This is a genomic window from Paenibacillus sp. MDV22-iso6 (assembly GCF_058408365.1).
On the sequence record NZ_JBZVDZ010000011.1, the window covers coordinates 84,236 to 98,353 of the forward strand.

Annotated in this window: 13 protein-coding genes; 4 read left to right on the plus strand and 9 right to left on the minus strand. The window is 46.1% G+C overall.

Annotated elements, in window-relative coordinates; genetic code table 11:
- Window position 1 precedes the first annotated feature (1 nt).
- Window positions 2-1,831, minus strand: a complete 1,830-nt coding sequence (locus AC4PM4_RS26225) for a sensor histidine kinase (RefSeq protein WP_488732132.1) — start codon at window positions 1,829-1,831, stop codon at window positions 2-4.
- Between the two features lie 211 nt (window positions 1,832-2,042).
- On the opposite strand from AC4PM4_RS26225, the gene AC4PM4_RS26230 reads away from it, so the two are divergent.
- The gene (locus AC4PM4_RS26230) at window positions 2,043-4,799 is read left to right on the plus strand and encodes an endo-beta-N-acetylglucosaminidase (RefSeq protein WP_491614890.1); all 2,757 of its coding nucleotides are present in this window, start codon (window positions 2,043-2,045) and stop codon (window positions 4,797-4,799) included.
- Between the two features lie 88 nt (window positions 4,800-4,887).
- Here the strand turns inward: AC4PM4_RS26230 and AC4PM4_RS26235 are convergent, their stop codons facing one another.
- The 5 genes from AC4PM4_RS26235 to AC4PM4_RS26255 form a co-directional block, all read right to left on the minus strand.
- Complete coding sequence (locus AC4PM4_RS26235; RefSeq protein WP_491614891.1) at window positions 4,888-5,529, minus strand: hypothetical protein; 642 nt, start codon at window positions 5,527-5,529, stop codon at window positions 4,888-4,890.
- 15 nt (window positions 5,530-5,544) lie between these two features.
- The gene (locus AC4PM4_RS26240) at window positions 5,545-6,063 is read right to left on the minus strand and encodes a DinB family protein (RefSeq protein ID WP_064635720.1); all 519 of its coding nucleotides are present in this window, start codon (window positions 6,061-6,063) and stop codon (window positions 5,545-5,547) included.
- A 95-nt stretch (window positions 6,064-6,158) separates the two neighbouring features.
- Complete coding sequence (locus AC4PM4_RS26245) at window positions 6,159-7,130, minus strand: helix-turn-helix transcriptional regulator (RefSeq protein WP_064635719.1); 972 nt, start codon at window positions 7,128-7,130, stop codon at window positions 6,159-6,161.
- 86 nt (window positions 7,131-7,216) lie between these two features.
- Window positions 7,217-8,752: a replication initiation and membrane attachment family protein gene (locus AC4PM4_RS26250; protein ID WP_063566106.1), complete on the minus strand. Its 1,536-nt coding sequence runs from the start codon at window positions 8,750-8,752 to the stop codon at window positions 7,217-7,219.
- A 355-nt stretch (window positions 8,753-9,107) separates the two neighbouring features.
- Complete coding sequence (locus AC4PM4_RS26255; RefSeq protein ID WP_053783239.1) at window positions 9,108-9,401, minus strand: YuiB family protein; 294 nt, start codon at window positions 9,399-9,401, stop codon at window positions 9,108-9,110.
- A gap of 230 nt (window positions 9,402-9,631) precedes the next feature.
- Here AC4PM4_RS26255 and hemQ point away from each other — a divergent pair, with 230 nt between their 5' ends.
- Window positions 9,632-10,378: a hydrogen peroxide-dependent heme synthase gene (hemQ, locus tag AC4PM4_RS26260; protein ID WP_063566107.1), complete on the plus strand. Its 747-nt coding sequence runs from the start codon at window positions 9,632-9,634 to the stop codon at window positions 10,376-10,378.
- A 133-nt stretch (window positions 10,379-10,511) separates the two neighbouring features.
- On the opposite strand, the gene AC4PM4_RS26265 is transcribed toward hemQ, so the two are convergent.
- On the minus strand, window positions 10,512-10,766 hold the full coding sequence (locus tag AC4PM4_RS26265; protein WP_024632648.1) for a hypothetical protein: 255 nt from the start codon (window positions 10,764-10,766) through the stop codon (window positions 10,512-10,514).
- The gene (locus tag AC4PM4_RS26270) at window positions 10,763-11,956 is read right to left on the minus strand and encodes an NAD(P)/FAD-dependent oxidoreductase (protein ID WP_024632649.1); all 1,194 of its coding nucleotides are present in this window, start codon (window positions 11,954-11,956) and stop codon (window positions 10,763-10,765) included. The genes AC4PM4_RS26265 and AC4PM4_RS26270 overlap by 4 nt, the downstream gene beginning before the upstream one ends.
- A 534-nt stretch (window positions 11,957-12,490) precedes the next feature.
- Here AC4PM4_RS26270 and AC4PM4_RS26275 point away from each other — a divergent pair.
- Together AC4PM4_RS26275 and AC4PM4_RS26280 are read left to right on the plus strand one after the other, a co-directional pair.
- Window positions 12,491-13,465: an NAD(P)/FAD-dependent oxidoreductase gene (locus AC4PM4_RS26275; RefSeq protein ID WP_211754064.1), complete on the plus strand. Its 975-nt coding sequence runs from the start codon at window positions 12,491-12,493 to the stop codon at window positions 13,463-13,465.
- Window positions 13,466-13,549: 84 nt separating this feature from the next.
- Window positions 13,550-13,801, plus strand: coding sequence for a hypothetical protein (locus AC4PM4_RS26280; RefSeq protein WP_072735483.1), 252 nt, complete (start codon window positions 13,550-13,552; stop codon window positions 13,799-13,801).
- A gap of 21 nt (window positions 13,802-13,822) precedes the next feature.
- On the opposite strand, the gene AC4PM4_RS26285 is transcribed toward AC4PM4_RS26280, so the two are convergent.
- Window positions 13,823-13,966, minus strand: a complete 144-nt coding sequence (locus tag AC4PM4_RS26285; RefSeq protein WP_024632651.1) for a sporulation histidine kinase inhibitor Sda — start codon at window positions 13,964-13,966, stop codon at window positions 13,823-13,825.
- Window positions 13,967-14,118: the final 152 nt, after the last annotated feature.

Below are 14,118 nucleotides of genomic sequence, written 5' to 3' on the forward strand. Positions count from 1 at the left end.
ATTAAAAACCTGTCCCTTCTGTATGAGGATAACGAACCCTGATCAGGGTTCCTTCTCCGAGTGTACTTTCTATCGTGATGCCGAATTCCGGTCCATACAGGAAACGCAAACGGGTGTGTACGCTGCGCAGTCCGAACATTTTACCCGACTCTTCCGGACGTTCCAGTTCTTCTAAAATTTCAGTCAGGCGCTCAGGATCAATGCCTTTACCGTTATCTCTAACCTCTACCTGCAAAGCGTCGCCCAGTTCTTCAACAACAATCGCTAATTGATTATCCGAACGTTCTGTCTGAATGCCGTGCACCACATAGTTCTCAATAATTGGCTGTAGGGACAGCTTAACCACCGGATGCTGATTATGCACAGGGTCCAACTGAATCGTGTACATGAAAATATCCTTATACCGGATTCGGAACAATTCCAGATACAGACGGCAAGCTTCCATCTCATCCTTGAGCGTATAATTTTTCTTCTGTTGAACAAGGCTCTTGAATAACACGGATAAACTGTAGATCATCTCCCCGACATCCTTCGCCCCCTGCGAAATTGCCCTCATTCGGATGACCTCCAACGTGTTATAGAGAAAGTGAGGATTAATCCGTGCCTGGAGAGCGACCAGTTCTGTCTCCTTTTGTTTGATCTCGGCTTTGTAGACGCGTTCAATATATTGATTAAGTTCATCCAGCATATCGTTGAAACTGTGTGAGATCTGTCCAAGCTCATCATCACGGGCATCATCGATGCGTGCTGTCAGGTTGCCGTATTTCACCCTTTGGGTGAAACGAATGATTCTGCGGGTGCGTTTGGCAAAATTAATAATGAAAAACGCCGGAACCAACACTGCAAACAGGATACATATGATGCTAATCGAAACGATTGTGTTGCGTGTACCCGCATAGGCCTCAGCCATCTCATCCACAGGAACCGTGCCAACGACCACATAGCCCTGATCCGCCGAGACAAACTTGTTCACATACATATTTCGCTCCTTTTTCATCGAGTCCATATCCGTCTGATCAAACAGGGAATCGGCCACATTGATATAGGGGTACTTCTTGCCGTAATAGTTACTGTTGGAATCGAACAATACTGTACCTTTGGCTGACAGCACCACAATTTCTCCCTTGAGATTACTTTCGTAACTATCCAAAGCGTTGCCAATACCTGCTGAGTCAAAGAAAACAAGGAACTGACCCAAATTTCGAAGGGTCTGTGTATCGTTGATAGGCACCCGAATCGCATACAGCGCCGGGTCCCATTGATCAATTTCTTTACGAATCCAATAGTTTGGTGCGCTGATATTCGGTGTCTCCATCGCCATCACGTCAGGAATATAGGAATGAGCCACATTGGTGTTCAGCTTTCTGAACTGCTTATGTTGATTGAAGGAGGACAGATCCTGCCGCTCGGCACTATATAACATCACTTGATTGATATCCGAATTGCGATCCATGATATTTTGAAAATGTTTCAGTACATCAGCTGAATAATCATCCTGATTCGCATAATAGCCATTCGTCAGATGCTGTACATACTCGGCGTACGTGTGGTTCATCAGATAGGTGATATTGGCTGATAAGGCCTCATTCTGATGCATGTCCCTCACCATGTTTTGCACCGATTCATACTGCTGATGAATATATCGGTCAACACTCTCCATGGCCGCTTTCTGGATCGCCAGTTCTCGGCGAATTGTGGCATCGGACACCGACAGGAAAATGATATAGGATAAGGTAATAATCGTTACAATTGAGATCATGGAGAAGATGAACAGCATCTTCATAAACATATTATTTTTAAAGAATTTTTTGTAAACGCTAACAATTTTCAAGTCACATGTTCCCCCCGATGCTGTTTTCCTGTCTAAAGTATATCATTTGCCTTCTAACATTAACTTGTCACCTCGAACTTTTCTTTAGTTTATACCTTCCTTTCTTTAATTTCTCCCTATTTGAAAATGCTTTCATGCCCTATCGTTAACCATAAGTTTATTTTTGTGTAAAAGAATACCTTACATTCATTCGACTTGAAGGAGGAACAACATGACACGCAAACACAAACCCAAAGGCCTTATCCCCAAAGTAACCGCAATGGTTCTCACTTCGGCTCTGCTTGGACAAGTCATTGCCTCATCCGTTTATGCAGGAGACACGCTTCCTTACACAGGTGACAGCGCCAAGGGAGTAAATCAGCCTTATCAGCATGGCTACACCGCTGCCCAGATTCTGAATTGGACACCCAAAAGTGATATCCATGGTGATCTGCTTCGTGCTCATGTACCTTTGCAACCACGTAACGATGCCTTTGCGGCCACGCAGGCTTATCCCGAAATCAGCCCGGACACCAAGCTGTTTACGATGAGTGGCGATTATGGCAACTCATTCTTCGATAGCACCCCTTACACGAATGAATTCAGCGAGTACCTCTTTAATTATTGGCAGTACACAGACTATTATAGCTATTGGCATGGTATGGCTTCTGCTGGCGTGCCTGAGGAATTGTATGACCCCAATAAGGAATGGACGGAAAAGTACTTTGAGTTTGGCATTTTGAACATTCCGAATCCGGCTTACACCAATGCTGCACACAAAAACGGTGTCCGTTCCATCGCCAACATCTTCTTCTCAGACAATGATCGTGGACCACAAACCTACAAGCAGATGCTTGTGCAGGATGAAAAAGGGAATTTCCCTGTTGCTGCAAAGCTGGTCGAGATGGCAAAGTATTATAATTACGACGGATACTTCTTCAATCAGGAAGAGGTTGCCAAAGGCGTTGCACCTGAAGACATCGCTTCCTACAAGAAATTCATGAAATATTTAAAAAACGAAGGACTATATGTTCAGTGGTATGACTCCACCATCAATACAACGGGCAAAATTCAATACCAGAACCAGTTTAACGGACTCAACAGTCCTTTTGTGCAAGATTCTGCTTTAGGCAGAGTCTCGGATTCGATCTTCCTGAATTACGTGTGGAACCATGACATGCTGCATGATTCACGCGATCATGCCATTGGTTTGGGACTTGACCCACTGGAAACGGTATTTGCCGGTGTCGAAGGTGGGAATGACCAGTTTGGCCGTTGGAAGCAGCTCTACGATCTGCGTAACAATCTGGACGAGAACGGTCAACCGATGAACAGTATTGCAACACTTGGTGCTGACTTTACCCATAATGCCCTGGATGAAGAAATGGGCGATGGCAGCACGAATCATAGAGCCGATGATGAGTACCAATGGATGACCTTTGTGCGTGACCGCGCTTGGTGGTCAGGTCCAAATCAGGACCCAACTAACGCACGCCGTACGGCATCCGTCGATCTGTCCGATGTGTATGCTTCGGGTGCAAAGTGGGACGGCATCGCCGCTTATCTCACCGAACGCTCCGTTATTCACGGCTCCAATTTTGTGACCAATTTCAATACAGGCCACGGTCTGAATTATTATGAAGGAGGAACCGTCTCCAATGCAACCGAATGGTCCAATATTAATATTCAGGATATCCCAGTCACCTGGCAGTGGTGGATGGATAGTCAAGGTGACAAACTCACTGTTGATTTTGACTATGGTCCAACCTATGAAAAAGGTGCTCGTTATACGTATGATTCCGTTGGTGCGTTCACTGGCGGCAGTTCTCTTGTGGTGAACGGAAGTCTAAATGCGGACAATTTCCTACGTCTGTACAAGACGGATCTGTCGATCAACGCCCAATCCAAACTGGAACTCACCTATAATAAACCGTCTGTCAACGACGCTTCCTCCATGTATGTCGGACTGATATTTGAGGATGAACCAACCAAAGTAGTCAAAGTCAAAGTGCCAGATTCAGGTCAGCACACGGCAGGCTGGAAGACTACTTCACTCGATCTAAGTGCACACCAAGGGAAGACCGTCGCAGCTTTTGGTCTATCCTTCGACCCTAATGGTACTACGATTGAAAAATATCAGATGAACATTGGTGAAATTCGTATATCCGACGGTTCTGCCGCCAAACCGAATGCTCCAACCGGATTCCATATTACCAAAGCACTGACCAACACCGATGAGTTGGTTGTCGAATGGGATATCGAGGACTATTCAAAGGTTAAGCAATATAATCTGTATGAGAACGGCGCTTATGTCGGCGGCGTGTATGACTCCACATTTTATATTAAAACGCTCAAACATCCCGCTGGCGAATTGTCCATTCGTGCTGTAGGCGCAGATGGTACCGAGAGTGAAGCAACCGTCCTGTCCTATGATCTGAATGCAGCTGTTCAGGACATTGATGTGAAATTCAAGAACAATGGCGATGCTATTGTCAGTTGGAAAAACCCGAAGAAGAACCCAGGTAAAGAGCCGATCCAGCTTACACTCCAAACGGAGTACACGAAGGAACCTTTCACCAAGACACTTCAGGTCAAAAAAGGAAAACAGTCTGCCATTCTGACAGGCCTTCCGACCAATGGTGAACATTACGTCCTGGATATTGCCATTGGCAAACAGAATCCAGTCACTACGACCGGACAACTGGCAGATACTCAGATTACACCATATGCCAAGGAAAAGGTTACGGTAAAGGATGGAAAGTATACCCTCGCATTGCCTGATTTGGAGGATTGGTACAAAATCTATGTCTATGAAAATGAGGTACCACGCGAATTCGGAGTAACTTACGTTTCGCAGAAATTCCCTTATATCATTCGGGGCAGAACGAAGCTGGGTGAACTGACCTTCACGCCTTCGTCTAGTACCAGCTCCCTGAAGCTCGTTATCGAAGATTATGCTGGCAATAAAGCAACGACGATTCTGCGATAAAAGAATCACAAGAAATCAATTCAGCCCTTTCGCTTCCTCACAGGAAGTCGGAAGGGCTGAATTTATGTTTGGCACTTTTAATTTAACCCTACAATACGCCGTTCATCCCACCAAATATCCGACCTAAAACATTAAAATAGATCATAATAAATGACAATATAACTGCTATCGATAGAATGGATAAAAATTGTTTTTTATTTATCGGTATGATCAGCAACAACACAACAATCATGATTAAATATATTATCATAAGGACTGGAATTAAATTGTAATGAGTGTGAATGGGTAAGTAAGCGTGACGTAATTGAAACCCTTCTGACAGTAATAATGTAATGGGGAGAGCTGCAACAACATTAGATAACAGCCCATTCCCACGTGCATACCACATAATATAAGCACAGATCGGAGATACCACCGCGCATATTCCCCAAAAAACCATAGCTCTTTCTGGATAAAAATGTAGAAATAACACGGTGTAAACATAATACACGGTCAGCATTGATCCAAAAAAGATGAATATTTTTACTGCCGCCAATTTTGGAGAATAGCTAAAAACCGCTATTATCGCTGCAACAAATATCCATACGCCCAGACGTCCACCAATATCATCAAATATAGGATTGATTCCCGGAGCATCAACAATTTTGGCTGCAACCCCCATGATAACTCCGATCAGCATGGCATACCCTATCGATACACCTCTTTGTTTTGTGGTTGATTCGCTCTTCACTCTAATCTGATTCATTTACCCTTGAACTTTCTGCTGTTCCAACAAATAAAATATATAATCGGTTGGCACACCGCTATAACCCTGCTGTCTCAACATCGCCGTCACATTGCCCCGATGATACGTCCCGTGGTTGACAACATGCTGTAGGATGTCGGAAAAACGTGTTTCCATTTTAACGTATTTCGGATGCTCAATCGTCATCTTCTTGTCCGGTTCAGGCGTATTCCGCAGTAAATCGCGGAAACGTTCAGCAACGCTGCCAAACAGCTCCTGCATCTCATTCACAGTTTTACCCTGCGCTTCCTCTGTCCAGCCCGACATTTTCGGGAAAATCTCCTCGTTCGGAACTTCCGCGAGCACGAGCATATAGAGCTGTTCGAACAAGTACATGTGTGCACATGTTTGTGATACAGATGGGAACACGCTCGTCACTTCCGCATGGAATACCTCCTCCGGGAGTTGCTCCAGGTGTGCAAACAATCGATCGTTTGCCCAAACATGATAGTCATACTGTTGGTATGGTTGTTGAAGCATCGATAAATTCACCTTTCCCTTCTTCGCATGGTTTGGCTGCCGCTGCTGTGTCCTTATCATATAACAAGTTCGCTGACAAATGTTGTCAGCAAACTTCAATTCGGATCGTTTTCATAATGTTTGGCGATACCGTATGCCTTTTCCTGAATCCGCCGCTTCAACTCCAGTGGTTCGCGGATGCGAATGGCCGTGCCGAACGTCAGGAGATATGTTGGAAGGTACTTGTTCATCGTCGGAGCATCGATCAGAAACCGTGCCTCCCGATCGGTTCGTTCCGTCAAATAGTGGCGCAGATGCCAGTGGTTGCAAACCGCATTAAGCGTGTCAGGCTGTCCCTCGATACGGATAACGGTTAACGGCCCATCTGCCTCCCGTCTCTGGTTGGACTGCTCACAGAAAAACGCGGACGCAGAGAAAGACTCCGGCTTGTCAAACCTCGCTTCGGTTGACTCCAGCTGTTCGATTCGTTCGACGCGAAACGTCCGCATCGCCTGCGACCGATGGCAGAACGCGACAGCGTACCATTCATTTCGGTCATATGCTAGCCCATATGGATCGACTTCACGTTCGTCAGCCTGCTCCGCATTCGCTTTACGATAGACCATACGGACCGTTCGCCCGTCTTTCGTCGCTTGTTCCAAGTCCCGCAACAACGGAACTACAGAAGGTGCACGCGCTGAAGAAACGACGTCCAAGCTGCTCTGCTGGCGAGACAGATCGTGGCGCTGCTCCTCGTGCAGTCCGTTCTCCACCTTCTTCAACGCATACTCCAGCTCCTGCACATACGGATAACCAGCACCTTGGGCAAATTTAAACGCATCCACAAGTGCCTTCAACTCTACAGAGTTGAAGAACAATGGCGTTTCCTTAAAACTCTCCAGAATACGAATACCGCCATCATGGCCCGATTCCGCAACGACCGGCACGCCACTTGCGCATAATGCGTCGATATATCGGTACACGGTGCGGACGCTAATCTCCAAATTGTCTGCGATCTGAGCGGCGGTGAGCTTTCTTCCGGATCGCAGCATCCAAAGCATGGACAGCATGTTATCCCATTTCGCCATCGGGAGTCCCCCTCTTTTCTTGAAAGAATAAAAGGCGAGTCTCCTTTAATTTAGGTGACTCGCCTTTTGGATGTATATTATGAAAATTATGAAGTTCCCTTTTGTTTGCTTGCCTGCATCTGCTGGGCAAACCTCATCATCTCTTCAAACTCTTCTTCGGATACGGCATCGCCGTCGGCGCCTATGTCTTGTACAATCGGAATTTCGGGTTTGGCTTTGGTTCCTTTGCCGTATGTACGGGAACGGGTTCCAGCTGCACCAGCAGCCTGTTTGCCTTTGACCTTAGCTTGGTCACGAATGTATTGTACCGCCTTCTCATAGGAATTCACCTGCTTGAGCAGCATGTTGGAGGCAATAGCCTCAACAAAGTTACGGTTAATTCTTTGCTCACCGCCGGATACAAGCAATGCCATCAAATAATGAATCAGCACATTGATCACTTCACCAGGCAACTTGTAACTGAGGTCGATCTTCTCAAAAATGTCCACCAGGTTGTCCGGTACGGCACCAGGGAAGAACGTCTGAAGCAATCGTGTGTAAGGCTCATTACGCAGCATCATATTGTATTGATGAATATCACACTTGGTCGAAAATTGCGGAGGCACTTCGACGTAGTATTCCATCTGTACCACATGTTCGACAGGCGGTTCACCGGAATCCTCTTTATGCTCAGGCTCCTCCATATGCTGTCTGAGAGCAACAACCTTCGCTGCCTGCACCGTCTGCTGCTCATGTCGCTTCTTGGTCTGTCTGAACTGCAGGCTTGCCTTGTGTTGAAGATCATCCAGCACCAGCTGCCCCTGTGGGTTAAAGATATCATCTTCATCCAACAAACGACATACATCCTGTACGCTGAGATTGAACTTGTTCACCACATAATTCACAATGCCGAGCTGTTCGTGATCGAACCGCAATTGCTCCACATGACGGCGATTGACCGACTCACGCGGAAAACGCAATATAATGTCGGCATAATTCAGGCTGTTCTCTTCGGCCGCACCACTTATCCCGCTGCGCTGGGCCGAAGTCGAAACTTCCGACAACGCTTGTTCCAGTTCATAATCAATGACATGGGTATTCAATTCAAATATATCGTAAAAAGGAACGGAAATATTCTCTTTATTCGCTGCTGGGTAAGGCGCGTCACCGCTCTCTATCGCCGAAAAACCGGAACGTAGTGAGAGTACGGCGAACTTGCCGATTTTGTCACGAAGCAACAGTGTCAAATGCTGTGTACGGAAAAATTCTGCCGGAGAGAGCGGAGGTTGCAGCTCATATTCATAAATGTAATCGTCATTTTCCGGAATATACAGCCGAGAAGTCTGAAGCAAACCAACGGCTTCAAGCTTGGATGCCTGCTCCACCAAATACTTGCGCCCTTTCTCGCTGGGCTCGAGTCCCAACGTCATGAACAGCCTCCGTTGCTGTTCAAGCGGGGAGTAACCGACCTGTTCACCGGGAAGATGCTGAAATAGCAGTCGATACAAGCCTATCGCAAAGGCACCTACCATTGGCTGATACGCTCCGGTGAGCATGCGGTCATCCAGGGCACTAAGTCCAAACTCCCTGTATACGCAGTAGCGATGATGTTCAGTATAATGGTGCAAATTCTTCATGCGCATAGCTTGATCTCCTTCTCCCCAAAAGTATGTTTATCTATTCTATCATAAATGTCCGATCCTCAAATGCTCAAAAACAGGTAAAAAACGGACCTGTTCTCGCTCCGTTTCGTCCTAGGTCGACAGCATTCACGTTTTCGCAGAGTTGCTAGATTACTATAAAAGCTACAGCCTTAGAACACAAGTAAACATATGGAGAAATGTTATCCAGATATATATGAGACATGTCCGCATTATCATGCACAATTTTTTGATGCATGCCAAAAAGCCTTCCCTTTGCACTCGTAAGCGTTTACGACAAAGGCAAGACCTTTACGGAAAATGCAGTCCAGCGTTTGCTGCCAAATTGGCTAGCCGATTAAAACATTTTGTACCCACCCAGACGAAGTTTGCGAATGGCCCAGCCACTGATGACCGCTCCAGCAAGTCCAGCTACGCCCGTCATATAGTCTACAATATGGAAAGAACCCAAATGCGACATCAACGAAGCCGTATGATCCCATAAGGAATACACGACGACAGGCAGAATGACAATAATGAACAGATAGGAAGGAAACCAGGTTGTCTTCATCAGCATATTCAGAATGAAACCGATACCAAACATCATAACGAAAAATAACACCATTAATACCAGCACAGGTATAAACTGCATCGGGTGACGTTCACCTCTTCTTTCACTGACTCGGTTTCTCTTACTACGGATAGTAGATAGTGTACCGCAAAAAATGTGGCGAAGCAACGAACTTTCTGGACAAATTTCCCTATATTCACCTTCTCTTCATTTGCCCTTCTGCTTCCTGTTGGGATACAATGAAGACGATAAAGTACTCAACCGTCCCTTACCGGGATTTGGAAATATAACCTGCAGGAGGAATCAATTCAATGAACGAAGCCGCATCAACACTGGAGGGCTGGTACGCCCTGCACGACTTCCGCTCGATTAACTGGGCCGCCTGGAAAGCAGCCGATGATGAGGAACGCGCCGTAGCACTGGACGAGCTTCAGGCATTCTGGAAGGAATGGAAAGCAGTAGAGGATTCATCCAAAGGAAGCACTGTCGTTTATACCGTTGTGGGACAGAAGGCTGACCTTGTCATGATGCACTTGCGTGAAACGCTGGAAGATTTGAAAGCCGTTGAGAACGCGTTCAACAAAACAATGTTTGCCCAATACACCACCAAATCATATTCTTATGTCAGTGTAGTGGAATTGAGCAATTATCTTGGCAAAGAGGGCGAAGACCCTATGCAGAACCCGGAAATTATCGCCCGTCTCAAACCGGTTCTGCCACAGCGGCAATACATCTGCTTCTACCCGATGAACAAAAAACGCGAGCTGAACGACAACTGGTACATGCTGTCGATGGACGAGCGTCGTACGATGATGCGCAGCCACGGCATGATTGGTCGCAGTTACGCTGGCAAAGTGAAACAAATCATTACCGGTTCCGTTGGTTTCGACGACTGGGAATGGGGCGTTACGTTGTTTGCGGATGATGCACTTCAGTTCAAGAAGCTCGTTTACGAGATGCGTTTTGATGAAGTCAGTGCCCGTTATGGCGAATTCGGCTCTTTCTATGTAGGAAGCCTGCTGAACGAAGGAACATTGGAAGAGATGCTCAAGCTGTAAATCGGATAAATTACAAAAAGCACCGCGATACCTCCATTAAGGAGAGGATCAGCGGTGCTTTTACTTTTTCGAATGAATATGAAATGTTCAATAATAAATGGATGACTCATGATCTTTGGGATAACGTGAATGCTTAATCCTGATCCTCTTCATCAACCGCTTTCAGAGATTCCAAAAACTCAGCCGTTGCCCGGTCACGGTCACGTCCCTTCTCCTTAAGCCGCTCAATGGCAGGCAAAATGAGAATATCAACTTCCTTCTGAACGATATAAGCCAGATCATACTGATCCTGTTCCTCCAGATAACCGCCAACCTGCATCAGGGCGTTGTAACGATCCAGTTCTTCGCGTGTGAGTAATCCTCTGACCTGAACACTGCAATGTCTCATCCAAAAAACCGCCCTTTCTTCAGTACCAAAGGAATGCCACCGATGATAAACAAGTACCGGAGATCCACCAGTTTTTTCAGCTGAGCAGCCTTCCATCCCTTGTATTTCTTACCGCCTACAACGGCGATAGCTTCACCTTTGCCTAGTGACGCAACCGTACCTTTACTTGTAAACACAAAAGGTTGAGGCTGCTTTTTGCGGATGGCAGCGACAACGTTTTTGGCACAGTTAACACCTTGCTGCATCGCAATCTGAGCTGTTGGTGGATATGGGCGCCCTTCGTTGTTGAACACGAGGGAATTGTCACCGATGACATAGACGTGCTCATGCCCTGGGGCACGAAGGAATTCATCGACCTTCACCCGTCCGCGCATCACTTCAAGACCTGCCTGCTCAAGCAGAGCATTCCCACGAATACCGCCGGTCCATACGACCGTTGCTGCATCGAGTTTTTCTCCTTCACCCACAATGACTCCGTCTGGCAGACATTGTTTGATCGGAACACCGATTTTAAAAGTAACACCTTTTTTCTTCAACACGTTCATTGCATGCTCAACCAGTTCTGGATCAAAGCCCGGCAGAGCTGAAGGCGCTGCTTCCACATTATAGATGTGCACATTTTTGGGATTCACGTCGAATTCCTTGCAAAGCTGAGGAATGCGATCCGCAAGTTCAGCCACGAATTCGACACCACTGAAGCCAGCCCCACCCACAACAAAACGAATGCGGTTACGTTTATTATCGTTTTTGTACATAGCAAACTGATATTCGATATGCTCGCGAATCATTCTGACCGAGTTAATGCTGCGAATTGTCATCGCATGATCGAGCATGCCTGGAATACCGAAGGTCTCCGGTTCCCCACCCAATCCAATAATCAGATAATCATAGGATAACGTGCCATCCTCCAGAATAATCTTCCGATCCTGCAGGCGGATCTCTTTCACCGAGGATTTGACCAGATCAATCTTGAACTCGTCAATCAGCTTCGAAATCGGGACCCTTGCATGTTCAATGGTATCTGTGCCGGCTGCCGGCATATGTAGATGTGTAGTGATATAATGATAATCATGCCGGTTCACCAATGTGACATCGGCCTCGTTATAGTTCAATTCCTTCTGCAGCCGCTGGGCTGTCAGAATCCCGCCATAGCCCGCGCCGAGGATGACGATTTTGGGAATACTGCTCATGTCTATACCCCTTCCGGTTTCGTTGCATCAGCCATTCGATTGTTTTGTTGTAAAAAGGCTCTTACTTACCCATATTGATGAGGTCTTATCCATTATGACGACAAATGTTAACTTCGCGAATTTATTTGAACTTTTTGCATGCAAGTTATCGATTAAAATTGTGAAATTATACACAAGATTCAACAAAACGCGGGTATTGTCTTCACATTACAAATTGGGGCTAAATTAGACAAAAAAACACATAGTACAGGTCAAGGATATCTGTATTTCTGGCAAATATCAAGGTTTTTTTTGTTATTTTTCATAACCTTTCATTTCCAATTTCATCCTATTCTCACCTGATCTTCATCTATTGTTCCCAGATTCATCAAACTGCCAACTTTGCAACCCAGTTTACACCGTTTATAATGAGAAAGACAGTTCAGCAACAAACGCTGGTTACCATACGTACCCGGCTTTATTATTTCTGTTAACTACCTATTAAAATAAGAAAGGTGTTGTTGATTCTTGACTGCACAAACTGCCGGTCATGACATGACCGATTTACTTATTATTGGTGGCGGCCCTGCGGGTCTGTTCGCCGCGTTTTACGGAGGGATGCGTCAGGCATCTGTTACTCTGGTTGAAAGTATGCCACAACTTGGTGGACAACTTGCCGCCCTCTATCCCGAAAAATTCATCTATGATGTAGCCGGGTTCCCGAAAGTTACCGCTCAGGAGCTGGTGAATAACTTGGTGGAGCAAATGAGCCATTTTAACCCGAACATTCGTCTTGAGGAAAAGGTTGTATCCGTAGAGAAATTAGAAGAACGTCACTTCGTCGTAAAAACCGATGTGAATGAGTATCACGCCAAAGCCGTAATTATCACTGCAGGTGTGGGTGCATTCGAACCCCGTCGTCTGGAGCTTGAGGGTGCGGCCAAATTCGAAAAAACCAATCTGCACTACTTCATCAGTGACCTGAATGCCTTTGCAGGCAAAAAAGTACTGATCAGCGGTGGCGGTGACTCCGCTGTAGACTGGGCGCTTATGCTTGAGCCAATCGCTGAGCAAGTAACCCTGATTCATCGCCGCGACAAATTCCGCGCGCATGAGCACAGTGTCGAAAACCTGATGAATTCCAAGGTGAACATCGTTACACCTACCGAAATTACGGAGCTTCATGGTGAGGACAGCATTACCAAAGTTACTTTGGCTCACGTTAAAACCAAGGAAACACAGGAAATTGAAGTCGATGATGTAATCGTCAATTTCGGCTTTGTCTCTTCCCTGGGACCTATTGCAGAATGGGGCATCGAAATTGATAGCAATTCCATCGTGGTCGATTCCCGCATGGAAACTTCGATTCCGGGTATCTATGCTGCCGGAGATATTACAACTTATCCAGGCAAGCTGAAGCTGATTGCTGTCGGATTCGGTGAAGCACCAACCGCAGTGAACAATGCCAAGGTTTACTTCGACCCAGACGCTAAGTTGTCCCCGGGACACAGCAGTAACATGAAGCGCTAATTCCTTATGGAATCAAATAGAACATAAAAGACACAAAAAAGGGTATCTTACTCCTGAATGAATTGAACATCAGGAGGGATACCCTTGTCTTATATATGCCCGCTGTGTAACGGTCTGGTTGTACCGGAGCAGGCTTGTCCCCACTGCCTTCAGGGACTGTCAGAATGCGGCAAATTGGACGATTACACCGGACCATACAGCCCCTACGTCATTCACACTTCCTCTGACACGGCAGACGAAGCCGAAAACGTTTGCAATCATATGATGTACTGTCACCATTGTCAGACAAGCACGCTATGGCCTGTCAATCTATGGGACATGTCCGGAAACCTGTAGCATTGCCTGCAATGAGGATCTCTAGTGAAGAATGGCAGATACGTCGGTACCCAGTTTGCGCTTATGGATTTCTGCCAACAGCAGTGCGATGAAATCTCGTTCGAGATCCAACTCAATCGCCTTATGGTAGGAATCCAACAACATCTCATCGGATAACATAGCCATTTCCCGCCACAACCTTTCCTTTTTTTTCCTCAAAACTATCATATCAGAGATTTATAAAGAGAACAAGCGTTCTTGTTATCCACAACGTTATGTGGAAATCCTGTGTATAGTTTGTTGATAAATGGTAAAAATGTTGATTGATCAACGTGGAT

Bases quoted from the DNA above. Each gene is read 5' to 3' on its own strand.
- AC4PM4_RS26285 (WP_024632651.1), bottom strand. From the start codon at position 13,966: ATGGCTATGTTATCCGATGAGATGTTGTTGGATTCCTACCATAAGGCG.
- AC4PM4_RS26255 (WP_053783239.1), bottom strand. From the start codon at position 9,401: ATGCAGTTTATACCTGTGCTGGTATTAATGGTGTTATTTTTCGTTATG.
- AC4PM4_RS26250 (WP_063566106.1), bottom strand. From the start codon at position 8,752: ATGCGCATGAAGAATTTGCACCATTATACTGAACATCATCGCTACTGC.
- AC4PM4_RS26230 (WP_491614890.1), top strand. From the start codon at position 2,043: ATGACACGCAAACACAAACCCAAAGGCCTTATCCCCAAAGTAACCGCA.
- AC4PM4_RS26240 (WP_064635720.1), bottom strand. From the start codon at position 6,063: ATGCTTCAACAACCATACCAACAGTATGACTATCATGTTTGGGCAAAC.
- AC4PM4_RS26265 (WP_024632648.1), bottom strand. From the start codon at position 10,766: ATGAGACATTGCAGTGTTCAGGTCAGAGGATTACTCACACGCGAAGAA.
- AC4PM4_RS26275 (WP_211754064.1), top strand. From the start codon at position 12,491: ATGACCGATTTACTTATTATTGGTGGCGGCCCTGCGGGTCTGTTCGCC.
- AC4PM4_RS26245 (WP_064635719.1), bottom strand. From the start codon at position 7,130: ATGGCGAAATGGGATAACATGCTGTCCATGCTTTGGATGCTGCGATCC.
- AC4PM4_RS26270 (WP_024632649.1), bottom strand. From the start codon at position 11,956: ATGAGCAGTATTCCCAAAATCGTCATCCTCGGCGCGGGCTATGGCGGG.
- hemQ (WP_063566107.1), top strand. From the start codon at position 9,632: ATGAACGAAGCCGCATCAACACTGGAGGGCTGGTACGCCCTGCACGAC.